Below are 16,562 nucleotides of genomic sequence, written 5' to 3'. Positions count from 1 at the left end.
GACGCGATGACCAATCCGACGCTCGAGACAAAGTACGTCTTCACCATCACAGCAAAAATCGGCGACGTCGTCAGCGCCGGCGAGACCGGGATCGGCGTGCGACGCATCATTCCGATCATCGGCGGCGAGGTGACGGGCGCGATCGCCGGTCGTGTGCTCCCCTTCGGCGCCGACTTCCAGACCATCCGTCCCAACGAGCTGATCGACCTCGAAGCCAGATACGCCTTCCAGACCGACGACGGCGCGACCGTTTATGTCGAGAACAAGGGCATGCGCTTCGGCCCGGTGGAGCTGCTGCAAAAGCTCAAGCGCGGCGAGCCGGTCGATCCGAAGCTGATCTATTTCCGCACCGTGCCGAGATTCGAGACCGGGCACGAGACCTATCGCTGGCTGATGGAACATATCTTCGTGGCGTCAGCCGCGCGCCATGCCGACCGCGTGGTGATCGATGTGCACCAGGTGATGTAAAACACACCCCGCCGTCCTCCTGGCGAAGGCCCGGACCCCTACCGCGTGGTCCATCGATTGTAGACGGCCGGAGTACCGGGCAAGGGGTCTTCGCCAAAGTGCTCCCTGGGGGGTATGGGTTTCGGCCTTCGCCGGGACGACGTCGCGTTTTGGAGCAGCATTCTGGCGCGCCTGGACCGCCCCCGCCTTGACTCCCCCAAAATTCGTTATACAACATAACTATTCTGACAAGGACGCAAATGACACAGGGAAACGCCGAGACCGCGAAGGCGGGCGCCTCCGGGCTGTTGAGGATCGAGCGGGCGGACCGGATTCTGACCGTGGGTCTGAACCGGCCGGCCAAGCGCAATGCGCTCAATGACGGCATCATCCTGGAAATCGGCGAGTGTTTTGCGTCCCTGCCCGACGATATCGGCGCGGTCGTCATTCACGGCATCGGTGACCATTTCTCCAGCGGTCTCGACCTGTCCGAGCTGACCGAGCACGACGCGACCGGCGGCCTGCTCCATTCCCAGATGTGGCACCGGGTGTTCGACCGCATCCAGTATAGCCGCGTGCCCGTGATCGCCGCGCTCAGCGGCGCCGTGATCGGCGGCGGGCTGGAGCTCGCCTGCGCCGCGCATATCCGCGTCGCCGAGCCCTCGACCTATTTCGCGCTGCCGGAGGGGCAGCGCGGCATCTTCGTCGGTGGTGGCGGCTCGGTGCGCCTGCCGCGGCTGATCGGCGTCGCCAGGATGATGGACATGATGCTGACCGGCCGGGTCTATAGCGCGACCGAAGGCGCCTCCTACGGCTTTGCGCAATATCTGACGGATGCCGGTAACGGACTCGGCAAGGCGTTGGAGCTTGCGACCAAGGTGGCCTCCAACGCGCCGCTGACGAATTTTGCCGTGCTCCAGGCACTGCCGATGATCGCGGAGGCCAATCCGCAGACCGGCCTGCTCATGGAATCCCTGATGGCGACCGTCGCGCAGAGCGACAAGGAGGCCAAGCGCAGGATCCGCGAGTTCCTCGAACACAAGACCGCAAAAGTGAAGCCGAAGTCATGAGCGCGCAGCCGTCCTCTTCCAGCATGGAGCGCGGCGCGAGCACTTTCCCGCTGCGGCCCATCTCGTTCGGCGATCCCCTCGTCGATATCGAACGCCGCGACGACGGCACGATCTATCTCAGGCCAAAGCAGCCGCTCGGCGACTATCCCCTTCGCATCACCGACCGCCTGCATCATTGGGCGAACACGACGCCCGACCGCGTCTTCATGGCCGAGCGCGAAGGCGGCCGCGGATGGCGCAAGATCACCTATGCCGAGCTGCTCACGGCGAGCCGGCACATCGCATCAAGCCTGATCGCGCGCGGCCTGTCGGCGGAGCGGCCAGTCGTCATTCTCTCCGGCAATTCGATCGATCACGCACTGCTCGCCTTCGGCGCGTTCTATGCCGGCATTCCGTTCTGCCCGGTGTCGCCGGCCTACTCGCTGGTGTCAAAGGACTACGGCAAGCTGTCCTACCTGATGAAGCTGCTGACGCCCGGCCTTGTCTTCGCGGAGGATGCCGACAAGTTCGCCGGTGCGCTCGCCGCCAATGTCTCGCTCGGCACCGAGATCGCCGCGTCCTATGGCAAGGTGCCGGGCCGCGACGTCACCCTCCTCGCCGACCTCATGGCGACGCCGATCCGCAGCGATCTCGACGGCGTCCACGGCAGGATCGGCCCCGACACGATCGCAAAGTTCCTGCTGACATCGGGCTCGACCGGCAATCCCAAGGCCGTCATCAACACCCAGCGCATGATCTGCGCCAACCAGGTGATGCTGCGCGAGACGCTCGCCTTCCTCAAGGACGAGCCGCCCGTCATCGTCGACTGGCTGCCCTGGAATCACACTTTTGGCGGCAACCACAATATCGGGCTGACGCTCTACAACGGCGGCTCGATGTATCTGGACGCCGGCAAGCCGGTGCCCGGCGGCATCGAGGAAACGGTGCGCAATCTCCAGGAGATTTCGCCGACGGTCTATTTCAACGTACCCAAAGGCTACGAATCGCTGCTGCCGTATTTGCGCGACGACCAGGGCCTGCGCGCAAAGTTTTTCGACCGGCTGCATGCGATGTTCTTCTCGGGCGCGGCGCTGTCGCCCTTCGTCTGGAACAGCCTCGACGAGCTCGCGGTGAAGGAGAAGGGCTATCGCGTGCCGATGCTGACCGGCTTAGGTGCCACCGAGACCGCGCCGTTCTTCATGTCCGTCAATCCGCGCACCAGCCGCTCCGGCCATGTCGGGCTCCCGGTGTCAGGCAATGACGCAAAACTGGTGCCGAACAACGGCAAGCTCGAGGTCCGCGCCAAGGGGCCGAACGTGATGCCCGGCTACTGGCGCCAGCCCGACATCAGCGCGAAGTCGTTCGACGAGGAAGGATTTTACAAGCTGGGCGACGCGCTCAAGCCCGCCGATCCCAACGATCTCAACGCCGGCTTCGACTTCGACGGGCGCGTCAGTGAAGACTTCAAGCTCGCCAGCGGCACCTGGGTCAGCGTCGGCCCCTTGCGCGCGCGCTTCGTTGCGGCCTGCGCGCCGCTGGTGCGCGATGTCGTCATCGCCGGCATCAACCGTGACGAGATCTCTGCGCTCGTGGTGCTCGACCTCGACGGTTGCCGGCTGATCAATCCGACGCTGCCCGCCGACGATCTCGTCGTCGCTGCGCGCGACCGGCTCGTGCGCGAGGCGTTCCGCGAACGCCTGACCGGTTTCCTGTCTTCGGCGACCGGCTCGTCCACACGGATCACGCGCGCGATCCTGATGGACACGCCGCTCTCGATCGACAAGGGCGAGGTCACCGACAAGGGCTCGATCAACCAGCGCGCCGTGCTCGAGCATCGCGCTGCATTGATCGACGAGCTCTATGCTGCCAATCCATTCGACCGTGTGATATCGGTCGGGTAAGAAACCATCGCTCTAGGAGAACGCCATGTTGTTGAAGGATCAGCCAGCCATCGTCACCGGCGGCGCATCGGGATTGGGCGCGGCGACCGCGCGAAAACTGGCGGCGCAGGGCGCCAAGGTCGCGGTGTGCGACCTCAATGCCAAGCTCGCGGAGACGGTTGCCGCCGAGATCAAGGGTGTGGCCGTGACCTGCGATGTTTCCGATGCCGCCTCGGCTGAAGCCGCCATCGCGCAGGCGATCAAGGCCCACGGCCCAGCCCGCGTGCTGGTCAATTGCGCCGGCATCGGCGTTGCAAAACGCGTGGTCGGCCGCGACGGTCCGATGGCGCTCGCTGATTTCGACAAGGTGATCAAGGTCAATCTGATCGGCACCTTCAACATGCTGCGCCTTGCCGCCGCCGAAATGTCCAAGCTCGAACCGCAGGCAACCGGCGAGCGCGGCGTCATCATCAACACCGCCTCGGTTGCCGCCTATGATGGCCAGATCGGCCAATCCGCCTATTCGGCCTCGAAGGGCGGCATCGTCGGCATGACGCTGCCGATCGCGCGCGAGCTCGCACAATTCGGCGTCCGCGTGTTGACGATCGCGCCGGGCCTGTTCCTCACGCCCCTGCTCGCCAACCTGCCGCAGGAAGCCCAGGATTCGCTCGCCGCCGCGATCCCCTTCCCTCGCCGGCTTGGCAACGCCGACGAGTTCGCCGCGCTCGCGCTGCACATGGTCGAGAATGCCTATCTGAACGGCGAAGTGGTGCGCCTCGACGGCTCGCTGCGCATGGCGCCGAAATAAGGCGCGTCGCATGTTCGTGAACAGGCGCGACGTCCAGATCCAGTGGGGCGATTGCGACCCCGCCAATATCGTCTACTACCCGCGTTATTTCGCGATGTTCGACGATTCGACGTCGACCCTGTTCGAGGTCGCTGGATTCTCCAAACAGGATCTAGTCCGCAAATACGGCCTGGTGGGGATTCCCATGGTCGACACGCGGGCCAAGTTTTACATCCCCTCGACCTACGGCGACTGGATCACGATCGAGACCAGAATCGAGAGCATCAAGCGCTCGAGCTTCGAGGTGAAGCACAACGTCTACAAGGGTGACGCGCTGGCGCTCGAGGGATTCGAGACCCGCGTCCTGGTCGGGCGCGATCCCGTTAACCTCGACAAGCTGAAATCGGCACCGTTCCCCGCGGAAATGGTAGCCAAATTCACGGGGAGTTAGAGCCCGGAGCTAATCGCCGCATCACCAAAAGAGGGGGCTGAATTACCCCCCGATTTCTGCTTTCAAAGAAGAACGTAAAGGGAGGAATAGATGAAACGCTTTTACCTGACCGCTGTCGTCACCGCGGCCGCGCTGGCGCTGCCGGCCCTGCCCGCGCTGGCTCAGACCAGCGAGATCACCATCGGCATCACCACCACCACGACCGGCCCGGGCGCTGCGCTCGGCATTCCCGAACGCAACGCGCTGGAATTCGTGCCGAAGGAGATCGGCGGCGTGCCGCTGAAAGTGATCGTGCTCGATGATGGCGGCGATCCCACCACCGCGACCACCAACGCCCGCCGCTTCGTGACCGAATCCAAGGCCGACATCATCATGGGCTCGGCGCTGACGCCGCCGACCATCGCGGTCTCCAACGTCGCCAACGAGGCCGGCATTCCGCATTTCGGCCTCGCGCCTTTCCCGATTACGCCGGAGCGCATGAAATGGTCGGTGGCGATGCCGCAGCCGATCCCGATCGTGGGCAAGGTGCTGTACGACCACATGAAGGCCAAGGGCGTGAAGACCCTCGGCTATATCGGCTATTCCGACTCCTATGGCGACCTCTGGTTCAACGACCTCAAGGCCCAGGCCGTGCCGATGGGCATCACCATCGTCGACGAGGAGCGCTTCGCCCGTCCCGACACCTCGGTGACCGGTCAGGTGCTGAAGCTCGTCGCCGCCAATCCCGACGCGATCCTGGTCGGCGCCTCCGGCACCGCGGCCGCGCTGCCGCAGACCGAGCTGCGCGAGCGCGGCTATCAGGGCCTGATCTACCAGACCCATGGCGCGGCCAGCATGGACTTCATCCGCATCGCCGGCAAAGCGGCCGAGGGCGTGCTGATGGCCTCGGGTCCGGTGATGGACCCGGAAGATCAACCGGACACCGCGCTGACCAAGAAGCCGGGACTCGCACTCAACTCGGCCTATGAAGCCAAGTATGGTCCGAACAGCCGCAGCCAGTTCGCCGGCCATTCCTACGATGCGTTCGAGATCCTCAAGCGTATCATTCCGGCGGCATTGAAGACGGCCAAGCCCGGTACGCCGGAATTCCGCGAAGCGATTCGTCAGGCCTTGCTGACGGAGAAGGAATTGGCGGCAAGCCAGGGCGTCTACAACTTCACCGAAAAGGACCGCTACGGCCTCGACGACCGCTCGCGCATCCTGCTCACGGTGAAGAACGGCAAGTACTCGCTGGTGAAGTAGCCACGGCGAAGGTTTCCCAAAGAGAAGAGCCGGCCCGATGGGCCGGCTCTTCCGTTTTACGGTTGAGACCCTCACCCGGCGCTTCGCGCCGACCACCTCCCCCAAACAAGCGGGAGAGGTGCAGCGAGCGGTGGACGCGAATTGCGTCTCAAGCCGCCTGCCGCAGCGGGGTCCAGGCGAACTCCGGATAATACGTGTCCATCATGCGGTCGACATAGGCGGTGAGGTTCGGAAATCCCTCGGCGCGCTTGCGCAAGGCCGATTCGAAGAACGGCGTCAGGATCCCGGCAAGTGCGCCGAAAGCGGTGGCATCGACACCGCAGGGCCTGCTGCCCATCAGATACGACTTGTCGCCGAGCTGCACCGAGAGCGCGAACAGCGAGCGCACGGCGAGATCGACATCGTCGTCGGGCGCATGGCGGCCCAACCCGGAGAGCAGATAATTCTCGGCAACACGGAATTGCGCGTCCTCGCGCAGCTTCTCACGGTTGTGCTCGGGCGCGCCGTCGAAAAAATGCGACGGGCCCTTGGCGAAATTGACCGGATCGACCCAACGCGCCCCGACCAGTGCCCAATAGACGTGGTGCTCGATCATCCGCTCGAACGCCCAGGCCTGTGCGCGCTCGGTCAGCGACAGGCCGGCGTCGAAATCGAAGCCGTAGCGCCGCTCGATATGGGCGCGGATGAAGGTGGAATCGGCCACCGCCTCGCCGCCGTCGTCGATGAAGGGCAGCTGCCCCTTGGGCGAAGCGGGCGGCATCGCGCGCTCCTTCCGGTAGGGCAGCCCCGCCATCTTGAGCTGCACCTCCGTCTTGGTGACGAAGGGGCTGATTTCCGGCAGGCCGAAGCCGGTGCCAAAGCCGTAAAGCGTGATCATGAAACCTCTCCTGAACCTACCGAAAACTGCCGGAACCTATCTGCCGGCTGCTGCCACCATGGTGGCAGCAGCCGTGATATCTTCTGCAAAACGGGCCCCCTGCCAGGCGCGGGCCATGACGTGGTGGACGAGCGCGTCCGCAGCCTGGATCAGCGAGCGTGCCACCACGCTTGCGAACGCAAATCGGAGGTCAGCAGCCATGAGATCGAACGAGACGAGGCGGCGAAGCCCCCGGGCCTGCCACATCTGGGCGCGCCACAGCGGACCGGCCGAGCCGAAATGGGTTGGAATGATCATGGACAAATCCTCTTCAGTCGACGTGTTGTCCCGGTATAGAACTCCCCTGCTGCCAACATCCTGTCAGCAGCCGCGCGCCGCCTTTTGAAAAGACCACGAACAAGAGACCAGTCATGAGACGTGCCGACCGGCTGTTTCAGATCATCCAGGTGCTGAGGCGTACGCGTAAACCGCTGACGGCGGACGCGATCGCGGCCGAGCTCGAGACTTCGAAGCGCACCATCTATCGCGACATCGCAACGCTGATCGGCCAGCGCGTCCCGATTCGCGGCGAAGCCGGCATGGGCTACATCCTGGAAAAGGGTTTCGACCTGCCGCCGCTGATGCTGACGCCCGACGAGATCGAGGCAGCAGTGCTGGGCGCGCAATGGGTCGCGGGCCATGCCGATTCCGCGCTGGCGCGCGCCGCCGAAGATTTGATGGCCAAGATCGCCGACACCGTCCCCGAGCGCCTGCGTCCCTTCGTGCTGGAGCCGGCGAGCCGCGCGCGGCCAAGCTGGAACAGGGAGCCGGACCGCCTCGACATGGCGCGCACGCGCACGCAGATCCACGAAGGCAAGAAGATTATGTTGCGCTATCGCGACGAGCAGGGCCGCGCCAGCGAGCGCATGATCTGGCCGATTTCGGTCGGCTATCTCGAAGCCGTGCGCCTGCTCGCGGCTTGGTGCGAGCTGCGCAGCGACTTCCGCAGCTTCCGCACCGACCGCGTGGTGGAGGCGACCTATCTCGACGAAAAATATCCGGAGCGGCGCGACGTGCTGCGCGCAAGATGGCGGCAGAGCCTGGTCTGGGGTCCGCCAAAGGACACGTGACCACGATGGAACAGATCTCGCCGCTCGATCCGTCGAGCTGTTGCCAGAGTTGCGGTGCCTGCTGCGGCTATTCGGCGAACTGGCCGCGCTTCTCGATCGAGAGCGACGAAGAGCTTGCAGCTATCCCGGAGGCGCTCGTCAACGCGCGCCAATCCGGGATGCGCTGCGAGGGCGATCGCTGCTCGGCGTTAAAGGGAGAGATCGGCACGACGACGGCATGCGGCATCTACGCGGTGCGGCCGGAGGTGTGCCGCACCTGCATGCCGGGTGACGCCGAATGCACGATGGCGCGGCGGAAATTCGGGCTCCCGGCGCTAGAGGCCGTCTAAGCCGGAACGGCTACGCCGATCTCGCCGCTGATCTCGTCGTCGAGCTCGTCCTCGAGCGGGGCCAGCACCGAGAGCGGCTTGGTCGACAGCGTGATCGGCTTGCGCCCGCCCGAGAGCGACGGCGAGGATTTCGCAGCGCCTGCGCGCGACAGCGCATAGAGCGTCGAACCGACGCGGCCGCCGTTCTCGATCAGGTCGCGCTCGCTACAGCTTGCGGCGATCGCGAGCGCCAGCGGATGCAGATGGCTGCGGCGATAGCAGAACAGCGCCAGCCTGGCGCGCGCGTCAGGGGCAACACTCTCGACCAACCTTGGCAGGCCACTCTCGCTGGCGCGGTACATCTCGCCAAGGAGCTCGTCGCGGACCGGGCAGAAATCGCTTTCAAAGGTGTCGCGGCTTGAAAACATTGCAGTTCTCCCTCGTGTACGGAAGATGCCGCGCAATTCTCTAACGAAAGGTTAACCACGCCGCCCGGTAGTCACCCGGGGTCCTTGCGCCCTGGCCGCGAATCGCGGGACGCGACTGCCGCCACAGCGCTCTGGCCGCGCCTTTATGCCGGTCAGGAATTGCCCCGCATCGCGCTAGCCCGGGCTCAGTTCGCCGCCATGAAGATGGAGAGGCCGAAGCCGGTGAGGTGATGCAGTGCCTGATCGACGCCGATCAGGGTCCAGAACCAGGGGTGCGCCATGTCGACACCGAAATTGGCCGAGACCAATCCCTTGGCGCGGTCGATCGTGATGTGGATCACGAAATCGATGAATGCCACGAACCAGAATTTCGGGGCCACGATCAGGATCAGCGGCAACGCAACCGCAAGGTGAACGAGGCAGTGCACCAAAAGCGGCAGGGCCCAGCCGTGCTTCTGATCCTTACCCTGCGCCATCCAGGCGGTCTGGAGGACGAAATCGGCGATGATGTGCTTGAAGGTGAGCAGCAGCATCCAGCCAATGAGCGCTTCAACCGGAACCGCCGATGACATGGGTGGAAACGACAAGCTGACGCCCTCATGACGTGACAAGAAAAATTGGAGCGTTCAGCGCAACTTCTTCTTGGACCGGTCAAACGGCCGGGACCTGTGATTTATGACATCTCCCGCGGCGGAATGCAGCCGGGGGGAACCGGAAAATCATCAACTGTGGCTAACTGGTGATAGGATGACCAATCGCCGCGGTGGCGCCGAGTAAGGTTACCTACGGCTCGAAATTTGCATTCCGCGACCTTGGCGCTATCATCACCGGTAGAGAAATACGTTCTTTTTTCAGGCGTTTACGAATTACAAGCGCCCGCTGCGCTTCCCGTCCACGCGCCGCCGCCAGCCAAAGAATAAGGCCAGAGTGCTGCCATGAGTGCTGAAGGCCCCACCGCATCACCGATCGAGCCTCCGCCCCGGCGCCCCAAAGTGATCAAGACCAACCAGCAGCAGGTTTTCCTCTACGTCGTGCTGACTCTGCTGCTGTCGCTTGCCACCGTCTGGGCCGGCCGCACGTTGGTGCACAATTCGGAAACGCTGACCTTTGCCGTCGGCGGGCCCAATAGCGACGAGGCGCTGTTCGCGGCCAAGCTCGCCGCTCTCCTGAAGAACAACGCCTCGCGCTTTCGGATCAAGATTGCCAACAATGCGGACAACGGCAAGGCGATCGCACAGTTCGACCGCAAGCAGGCCGACCTCGCCGTGCTGCGCACGGACGCAAAAGTGCCGCTGCGGGCGCGCACGCTTGCGGTCCTCGAGCACGATCTCGTGCTCCTGCTTGGTCCCGGCAACAAGAAGATCAAGTCGCTCGCCGAGTTGAAAAAGAAGAAGGTCGCGGTCCTCGCCGAGAACGAATCCTCGCTCGCCTTCGTCCGCAGTGTTCTCGACGTCCCCGACGGCCCCGATGCCACGAAAATCCAGATGGCGCCGCAGGGCGCAACGTTCGACAAGCTGTTTGCCCCGGCAAATGGCTTTGGCGCGGTGATTGCCATCGTCCACGCCTCCAGAGCTGTCAGGGACAAGTCCTATCAGCAGGTCGCCAAGCGCGGCGGCTTCACGCTCAACGCGATCGATGAGGCCAAGGCCCTGGCGCGCAAATTCCCGGGCATTTCCGACGAGACGCTGACAGCGGGCACGTTATCGACATCCCCGCAAATTCCCGAGGACGATCTCGACACCATCGGGCTCGAATGGCTCCTGGTCGCACAATCGAGGATGTCGCCGACCACCGCAGGCGAGCTCGCGCGCATCGTCTACGAGAACAAATCCGCGCTCGGGCTCGACAACGGCTTTGCCACCAGGATAGAGCCGGCCTCTGTCGAGAAGGATGCCTTCGTGATCGCGCATCGGGGCGCCGCCGATTACATCAACGACGACACCAAGTCGTTCATGGATAAGTACAGCGACCTGCTGTATCTGGGCGCCGCCGCGTTCAGCATCATCGGCTCGATCTTCGCTGCGATCTACGCCAAGATCACGAGGATCGCGCCGGAGAAGGCCAGCGAGCTCTCCACCGCCATTCTCGACATCGGCGAGCGGATCGAGCACGCCCATTCGCTGGATCAGCTCGAGTGCCTCCAGGATGAGTTGGAGAGCATCTTGCGCGGGGCCGTCATTGGACTCAGAGACGGTACGATCAGCACCGACGGGCTCGATACCTTCAAGCTCGGCTATGAGCTCGTCCGCGACGAGATCGGGATGCGCCGCGACTATCTGAAACGTCATGCCAGTGAGAATGAACAGGCCGCCCGCGATGCCGGCTCGCCCCAGCACGACGATAGCAATGTCGTGGTGGTCAAGACTGCCCAGAGCGCCTGATCCGCGGGTTTGATGCCCTCAGCTCGGGCTGACGGACGTCCTGCCCGGGAGATCGACGGCAGGAACTCAGGAACCGTCACCAGCCACAACCGTTGGCTCCCGGATTGCAACCGGAGAACGCGCCATGCGTACACTCCTCGTCATCTTCCTGCTGGGAATGCTGGCGGCGGTTGGCTATTTCGCCTATTCCGCCATGGCGGTCGAAGGCGAGCCGATCCCGGCGGAAGGCTATTGGGCCCTCGCGCTGGGGGCCGGATTTTCCGTCGTCGTCGGCATTGGCCTGATGGTGCTGCTGTTTTTCAGCAGCCGCCGCGGCTACGACGAGCCACCGCATTTCAGGTAGCGTCTCTCGGCTTGGCGCTCCGCCAGGCACCTTGCCTGCCCTCAGTGTCCGCCCCCGACGACGCTGCGGCCCGAGGCCGTCGTTGACGGCCTAGGCCCGGGCGGGCACTTTGGTCCTGAAGTCCCAGCCGGGACCACGAGCCAGAACCGAGCCGCCTTCCCCATGTCCAAGCCGCTGATCTCCGCTCTGGCCCAGTTCGCGGCCGCCACGGCCGGCCGCAACATGACCAAGGCGGCCTATGTGGCCGTCGGCGTTGGCGTGCTCGGCATGGTGCTGCTGACGGTCAATCCGGCTTATGAGGCGTCGCGCCGCTGGGTCGATATCCTGCTGTGGGCCTGCCTCCTCTATTTCGTATTCGAGTGGCTGGTCCGGCTGCGCCATATGGCGCGGCAGGGGCGGCTTTCGCTCTACATGTCGTCCTCGGCCGGCATCGTCGACGCGGTCGGAGCGCTGGCCGTGCCGACTGCGCTGGTTCTCGGCGTCGAGCCGAAGACGGCATGGCTGCTCAGCGTGCTCTGGGTGCTGAAGGTGGTGCCGGGCATTCCGGGCTTGCGGCAGCTGCGCCGCGTGCTGGTGCTGGAATCGGGACCGCTGATCAGCGTGCTCGTGATCTTCTTGATGGTGATCTTCCTCGCCTCGGTCGCCGAATATTTCCTGGAACGGGACGTGCAGCCGCAGACGTTTGGCAGCGTCCCTGCCGCGCTATGGTGGGCCGTCGCCACACTGACGACGACGGGCTATGGCGACGTCGTGCCGATCACTCCACTCGGACGCATGGTGGCGGCGCTGGTCATGATCTCCGGCCTCGGCGTGTTCGGGCTATGGACCGGTATTCTGGCGACCGGCTTTGCCGCGGAGACCAGGCGCGACAATTTCCTCAAGACCTGGGAATCCGTCAGCAAGGTGCCGTTCTTCGCGGCGCTCGGGCCTGCGGCCATCGCCGACGTCACCCACATGCTGCGTACCATGGAGCTGCCAGCACGCACCGTAGTCATCCGCAAGGACACGCAAGGCGACTGCATGTATTTCATCGCCGCCGGCGAGGTCGAGGTCGACCTGCCCGGCAAGAAGGTGCAGCTCGGCGAGGGTGCCTTCTTCGGTGAGATGGCGCTGCTCGGCAACAACAAGCGCGGCGCCAATGTCTCGACCACGAAAGTGTCGCGGCTGTTGGTGCTCGACCTCGTCGATTTCCGCGTGCTGATGGCGCGGCATCCCGAGCTCGCCAAGACCATCGACGCCGAGGCGAAGCGGCGCGCGCTCGAAAACACATGAATGGAGACAAGAATGTCGGACGCAGCCGACGCGACCAGCCCCGTGCTCGAAATCACTGGCGCACGCGCCACGATCCGCCTCAATAGACCAAAGCATCTCAACCGGCTCCAGGCGGAGGATCTTGGCGAACTGGTCAAATTGTTCGACCGAATCGAGAGCGATCCTGAGATCCGCGTGCTGGTGCTCACCGGCACCGGGCGCGCCTTCTCCGCGGGCTACGATCTCAATTCGGTGGCGGAACGCGCTGTCAGCGCCCAGGAGCAGCAGAGCGCGGGCTCGGCTTTCGAGGCGGTCGTCAATCGGCTCGAGGATTTGGGCGTACCGACGATCTGCCGGCTCAACGGCGGCGTCTATGGCGGCTCGACCGACCTCGCGCTGGCCTGCGATTTCCGCATCGGCGTCGACACCGCCGAGATGTTCATGCCGGCGGCGCGGCTCGGGCTGCATTATTACCCGAGCGGCATCAAACGCTACGTGACCCGGCTCGGCGTCGACAATGCCAAGAAACTGTTTCTGACCGCGCAGAAGATCAGCGCTCCCGAAATGCTGCGCATCGGCTATCTCACTGCCATGGAGCCGCTGGAATTCCTGGACGAGGAGGTCGACAGGCTCGCCACTATCCTCGCCGGCAACGCGCCGCAGGCGATGCGCGGCATGAAGCGCGCCATCAACGAATTCGCCCGCGGGGAGCTGGACGAAGCCGCCGCCGACCAGCGTCACCGCGACAGTATGCGCGGCGACGAGATCAAGGAAGGCATCAAGGCGTTCGCGGAGAAGCGGCCGCCGCGGTTTTGAGAGCTTGTGGCCGACGATGCCGCCCCATATTGCATCGTCGTCCCGACCAGCGCGCCGCGGGCGCGCGACCCATCACCCTCCAGCGGCCGCCGCATGCTGCGCGGCCATCTCCTCATCCGCCGCATTGATGCGCTGGAACGCAGGCCGCGATGTCATGCGCTCGGCATAGCGGACGAAAACGTCCTTCTTCGGCACGATACCGAACATCATGGTCCAGCTTAACGCGACGCCCCACAGCACGTCCGCCGCCGTCATGCGCTCGCCGAGCAGATACGGCCCCTTCGCCAGCTGCGTCTCGAGGGCGCCCAGCATGGTGTCGTAATCGGCATAGGGCGATTGCGTGATCGGCGCCGGCTCGCGCTGCATGAACTTGTCGATGAGGGCCGGTTCGAAGGATGAGCCGTAATAGGCAATCCAGCGCAGGTAGGGCCCGCGCAGCGGATCGTTCAACGCGGGCGTCAGCCCCGCCTGCGGGAAGAGATCGGCGAGATAGATGGTGATGGCGACCTGCTCGGTCACAAGCGCCTCGCCGTGGCGGACCGCGGGCACCTTGCCGAGCGGGTTGATGGCGAGATAGGCGGGCTTGCGCTGCTCGCCGGCCTTCATGTTGAGGACATGGAGATCATAGGGGGCACCCAACTCCTCCAGCAGCACCCGCGTGCCGGTGGCGCGGCTCTGGGGCGAATAATACAGCGTGATGCGGTTCGGATCGGTCATGGCGGGTCTCCCATCTGGCCTTTTGGCTATAGTGCAGCTTGTAGCGGAGCATACCTGACATCTTGTGTCAGGTATGATCTAAGGAGATCATGCGCGCGAGCCGGATGTTGTCGATCCTCACCACCCTCCAGGCCAAGGGGCAGGTCACCGCGCCCGAGCTGGCGGAAGCCTGCGAGGTGTCGGTGCGCACGATCTATCGCGACATCGATGCGCTCGCTGCGTCCGGCGTGCCTGTCTACGCCGACCGCGGCGCCGAGGGCGGCTATCGCCTGCTCGACGGCTATCGCGTGCGGCTGAACGGACTGTCGCAAAGCGAGGCAGGCGCGCTGTTCCTGGCGGGATTGCCGGGCCCGGCCGCGGCGCTCGGGCTCGACGCCGCGATGATCGCCGCGCAGAACAAGTTGATGGCGGCGCTGCCCGCGAATCTGCGCGAGGACGCCGGACGGATGCAGGAGCGATTTCACCTGGACGCGCCGGGCTGGTTCGGCGAGGCCGAAGAGCCAAAGCATCTGCGCACCATCGCTGGCGCAGCTTTGCGCGGGACGCTGATCAAGATCCGCTACCAGAGCTGGCGCGCTGAGAAGCAGCGCCGCGTCGCTCCGCTCGGCCTCGTGCTGAAGGGCGGCAGCTGGTATCTCGCAGGGCAAGTCGACGGCAATGTGCGCACCTACCGCGTTGCGCGGGTGCTCGACTGCACGGCGCTCGACGATCGCTTCGATCGTCCCGCCGGGTTCGATCTCGCTTCTTACTGGCAGGCCGCGACACTTCGTCTCGAGGCCGAGATGCACCCCAATGTGGCGATCGTCCGGCTGTCGCCATTCGGCGTCAAGCTGCTGGACGCGTTGAGCCAGCCTTACGTCAAGGCACGCACGCAGCTTGAAGCTACCGCCGACGCAGACGGCTGGCGCATCGCCAGGGTCCCGGTCGGCAAGACGTCATGGCATGCCGCGGCCGAACTGCTGCGGTTGGGCCCCGAGGCCGAAGTGCTGGAGCCCGCCGATCTCCGCGACAAGATGATCGAGCTGACGCAGGCGATGGCCGCACGCTATCACGTGACGCGGAAAGCCTGACGGCGGCACTATTGTCGCGGCGCACGAAACAATCCTGAAACACGATTCTCAGCCAACGCCATGAACGCATTCGCGTCTCGGTCCGACCGAGATGCAGGGACACAACAATGGCACTGCGCCAAATGGAGAATGAAGATGTTTCGTAAGCTTGCACTTGGTCTGATCGCTGCCGGCTCGCTCGGCGTTGCCGCGCTCGCCCCCACCGCCGCCTCGGCCGGCGGCTTCCATCACCATTGGGGCCATCACCATTGGGGTCCCGGCTGGGGCTTTGGCGGCGTCTACGTCAACACCGGCGTCAGCAACTGTTACCAGGAGCGCCTCATCCAGACCCGTCACGGCCTGCGCGTGCGCGTCGTGAATGTCTGCGCCTACGGGATCTACTGATACCTCGCATCGTCGACAGAGCCCCGATCGCTCCGCGATCGGGGCCTTTGCGTTGAGCTAGCTAGCCAAGCTGCCGCTGCCGACGAAACCAGGCCCAGGTCTCGCGCGTCGTTCTGATGTAGCCGCGGCCGCGATGGACGATCTCGCTATCGACGATCTCGTTCAGCTTCGGCAGCGCATGAAAGGGGATCGAGGGATAGGCGTGATGCTCGATATGATAGGGCATATTCCACGCGAACCATTTGACGATCGCGCCGGTATAGGTCGTGCGGGTATTCTGGAAGGCGCTGCGGGTGCGGTCGCAGCCAGTATGCTCGGCGTAGAGATAGGGCCGCAGGAACAACTGCCCGACCACGAGCGGGACGGTCCAGACCCAGAGCAGCATGGCCGACGAGAGCCACAGCGACAGCGCAAGCAACATCGCGTAGAGCGCGACATAGGCGCGCGCCTCGGCCACGATGATGGCGCGTTTGCTCTCAGGGATCCAGGGCACGACGACCTTGCCGGTGACGGCATGGCCGAGCATCAGCCATAGCCGGCCGGCGACCTGAAGCAGGCCGCTATAGGCGATCGCGAGCTGGGTGTCGGATTTCGGCGTCACGCCGACGATCAGCTCGGGGTCTTTGTCCGGATCCTGGGTGTAGCGGTGGTGATCCCAGTGGAACAGGCAATAATATTCGTAAGGCAATCCGATGATGAAAGCCGAGAGATAGCCAACAGCGAGATTGAGGCCGCGGCTTTTGAAAGCGGTCTTGTGCGCTGTCTCGTGCACCGCCATGAACAGGAAGGCAACGATATAGCCCTGCACAGCCATCAACGGCAGCGCCCAGAGCACGCCATGGCGCGATGCGACCATCCAAATCAGCATGCCCACCAGCACGATCGCGCCATAATGACCGAGGCTCTGCGCCGCGCCCCTGAGGTCGGAGCGGACCGACAATTGGCGCAGCATCGCCGGTGTCAGCGGTTTCAAGCGATGGCCGGGATCTGAAACGGTTGTGTCAGCCATGTCCGAATGCCTG

20 protein-coding genes are annotated in these 16,562 nt (G+C 64.3%); 14 read left to right on the top strand and 6 right to left on the bottom strand.

Translation table 11 applies throughout. The features are described from left to right. Positions 1-6: 6 nt before the first annotated feature. From IVA87_RS22260 to IVA87_RS22235, 6 genes are all read left to right on the top strand, one after another. Positions 7-468, top strand: coding sequence for a DUF3237 domain-containing protein (locus IVA87_RS22260; RefSeq protein WP_247294556.1), 462 nt, complete (start codon positions 7-9; stop codon positions 466-468). Between the two features lie 239 nt (positions 469-707). Beyond that, positions 708-1,517 (top strand): crotonase/enoyl-CoA hydratase family protein, encoded by an 810-nt coding sequence (locus IVA87_RS22255; protein WP_247294555.1) that lies wholly within the window; start codon positions 708-710, stop codon positions 1,515-1,517. Further along, positions 1,514-3,397, top strand: a complete 1,884-nt coding sequence (locus IVA87_RS22250; protein WP_247294554.1) for a feruloyl-CoA synthase — start codon at positions 1,514-1,516, stop codon at positions 3,395-3,397. The genes IVA87_RS22255 and IVA87_RS22250 overlap by 4 nt, the downstream gene beginning before the upstream one ends. A gap of 25 nt (positions 3,398-3,422) precedes the next feature. Next, positions 3,423-4,184, top strand: a complete 762-nt coding sequence (locus IVA87_RS22245) for an SDR family NAD(P)-dependent oxidoreductase (RefSeq protein ID WP_247294552.1) — start codon at positions 3,423-3,425, stop codon at positions 4,182-4,184. 10 nt (positions 4,185-4,194) lie between these two features. Further along, on the top strand, positions 4,195-4,614 hold the full coding sequence (locus tag IVA87_RS22240) for a thioesterase family protein (protein WP_247294550.1): 420 nt from the start codon (positions 4,195-4,197) through the stop codon (positions 4,612-4,614). A gap of 90 nt (positions 4,615-4,704) precedes the next feature. Next, a complete protein-coding gene (locus tag IVA87_RS22235; RefSeq protein ID WP_247294547.1) occupies positions 4,705-5,856 on the top strand; it encodes an ABC transporter substrate-binding protein in 1,152 nt (383 codons plus the stop codon). A 148-nt stretch (positions 5,857-6,004) separates the two neighbouring features. Here IVA87_RS22235 and IVA87_RS22230 read toward each other — a convergent pair whose 3' ends face one another. Then, positions 6,005-6,733, bottom strand: coding sequence for a glutathione S-transferase family protein (locus IVA87_RS22230; protein WP_247294544.1), 729 nt, complete (start codon positions 6,731-6,733; stop codon positions 6,005-6,007). A gap of 36 nt (positions 6,734-6,769) precedes the next feature. Next, positions 6,770-7,030, bottom strand: coding sequence for a hypothetical protein (locus IVA87_RS22225; protein ID WP_247294543.1), 261 nt, complete (start codon positions 7,028-7,030; stop codon positions 6,770-6,772). 113 nt (positions 7,031-7,143) lie between these two features. Here IVA87_RS22225 and IVA87_RS22220 point away from each other — a divergent pair, with 113 nt between their 5' ends. Next, positions 7,144-7,842, top strand: a complete 699-nt coding sequence (locus IVA87_RS22220) for a YafY family protein (RefSeq protein WP_091890491.1) — start codon at positions 7,144-7,146, stop codon at positions 7,840-7,842. Positions 7,843-7,847: 5 nt separating this feature from the next. Next, positions 7,848-8,171 carry a YkgJ family cysteine cluster protein gene (locus IVA87_RS22215; protein ID WP_247294541.1) on the top strand — a complete coding sequence of 108 codons (324 nt, stop codon included), beginning with the start codon at positions 7,848-7,850 and terminating at the stop codon, positions 8,169-8,171. Here the strand turns inward: IVA87_RS22215 and IVA87_RS22210 are convergent. Both IVA87_RS22210 and IVA87_RS22205 read right to left on the bottom strand, forming a co-directional pair. Continuing rightward, the gene (locus tag IVA87_RS22210; RefSeq protein WP_247294539.1) at positions 8,168-8,578 is read right to left on the bottom strand and encodes a hypothetical protein; all 411 of its coding nucleotides are present in this window, start codon (positions 8,576-8,578) and stop codon (positions 8,168-8,170) included. The genes IVA87_RS22215 and IVA87_RS22210 overlap by 4 nt on opposite strands. A 185-nt stretch (positions 8,579-8,763) precedes the next feature. Beyond that, entirely contained in the window at positions 8,764-9,111 is a 348-nt protein-coding gene (locus IVA87_RS22205; protein ID WP_247277938.1) for a DUF3307 domain-containing protein, read from the bottom strand. Between the two features lie 402 nt (positions 9,112-9,513). Here IVA87_RS22205 and IVA87_RS22200 point away from each other — a divergent pair, with 402 nt between their 5' ends. From IVA87_RS22200 to IVA87_RS22185, 4 genes are all read left to right on the top strand, one after another. Further along, positions 9,514-10,959, top strand: coding sequence for a TAXI family TRAP transporter solute-binding subunit (locus IVA87_RS22200; protein WP_247334979.1), 1,446 nt, complete (start codon positions 9,514-9,516; stop codon positions 10,957-10,959). Positions 10,960-11,083: 124 nt separating this feature from the next. Beyond that, positions 11,084-11,302, top strand: a complete 219-nt coding sequence (locus tag IVA87_RS22195; RefSeq protein ID WP_247294533.1) for a hypothetical protein — start codon at positions 11,084-11,086, stop codon at positions 11,300-11,302. 162 nt (positions 11,303-11,464) lie between these two features. Then, positions 11,465-12,574: a cyclic nucleotide-gated ion channel gene (locus tag IVA87_RS22190; protein ID WP_247294532.1), complete on the top strand. Its 1,110-nt coding sequence runs from the start codon at positions 11,465-11,467 to the stop codon at positions 12,572-12,574. Positions 12,575-12,586: 12 nt separating this feature from the next. Further along, the gene (locus tag IVA87_RS22185) at positions 12,587-13,369 is read left to right on the top strand and encodes an enoyl-CoA hydratase/isomerase family protein (RefSeq protein ID WP_247294531.1); all 783 of its coding nucleotides are present in this window, start codon (positions 12,587-12,589) and stop codon (positions 13,367-13,369) included. Positions 13,370-13,441: 72 nt separating this feature from the next. Here the strand turns inward: IVA87_RS22185 and IVA87_RS22180 are convergent, their stop codons facing one another. Beyond that, the gene (locus tag IVA87_RS22180) at positions 13,442-14,086 is read right to left on the bottom strand and encodes a glutathione S-transferase family protein (protein WP_247294530.1); all 645 of its coding nucleotides are present in this window, start codon (positions 14,084-14,086) and stop codon (positions 13,442-13,444) included. 89 nt (positions 14,087-14,175) lie between these two features. Here IVA87_RS22180 and IVA87_RS22175 point away from each other — a divergent pair, with 89 nt between their 5' ends. Continuing rightward, on the top strand, positions 14,176-15,156 hold the full coding sequence (locus tag IVA87_RS22175; RefSeq protein ID WP_247294528.1) for a YafY family protein: 981 nt from the start codon (positions 14,176-14,178) through the stop codon (positions 15,154-15,156). Between the two features lie 135 nt (positions 15,157-15,291). After that, the gene (locus tag IVA87_RS22170; RefSeq protein ID WP_247294526.1) at positions 15,292-15,540 is read left to right on the top strand and encodes a hypothetical protein; all 249 of its coding nucleotides are present in this window, start codon (positions 15,292-15,294) and stop codon (positions 15,538-15,540) included. 61 nt (positions 15,541-15,601) lie between these two features. On the opposite strand, the gene IVA87_RS22165 is transcribed toward IVA87_RS22170, so the two are convergent. Beyond that, positions 15,602-16,549 carry a fatty acid desaturase gene (locus tag IVA87_RS22165; RefSeq protein WP_247334977.1) on the bottom strand — a complete coding sequence of 316 codons (948 nt, stop codon included), beginning with the start codon at positions 16,547-16,549 and terminating at the stop codon, positions 15,602-15,604. Between the last annotated feature and the right edge of the window lie 13 nt (positions 16,550-16,562).

This window comes from Bradyrhizobium sp. 147, from assembly GCF_023073935.1.
Taxonomy (GTDB): domain Bacteria; phylum Pseudomonadota; class Alphaproteobacteria; order Rhizobiales; family Xanthobacteraceae; genus Bradyrhizobium.
The sequence above is the reverse complement of the archived record's forward strand: the minus strand, read 5'-3'. Positions and strand labels throughout refer to the sequence as shown.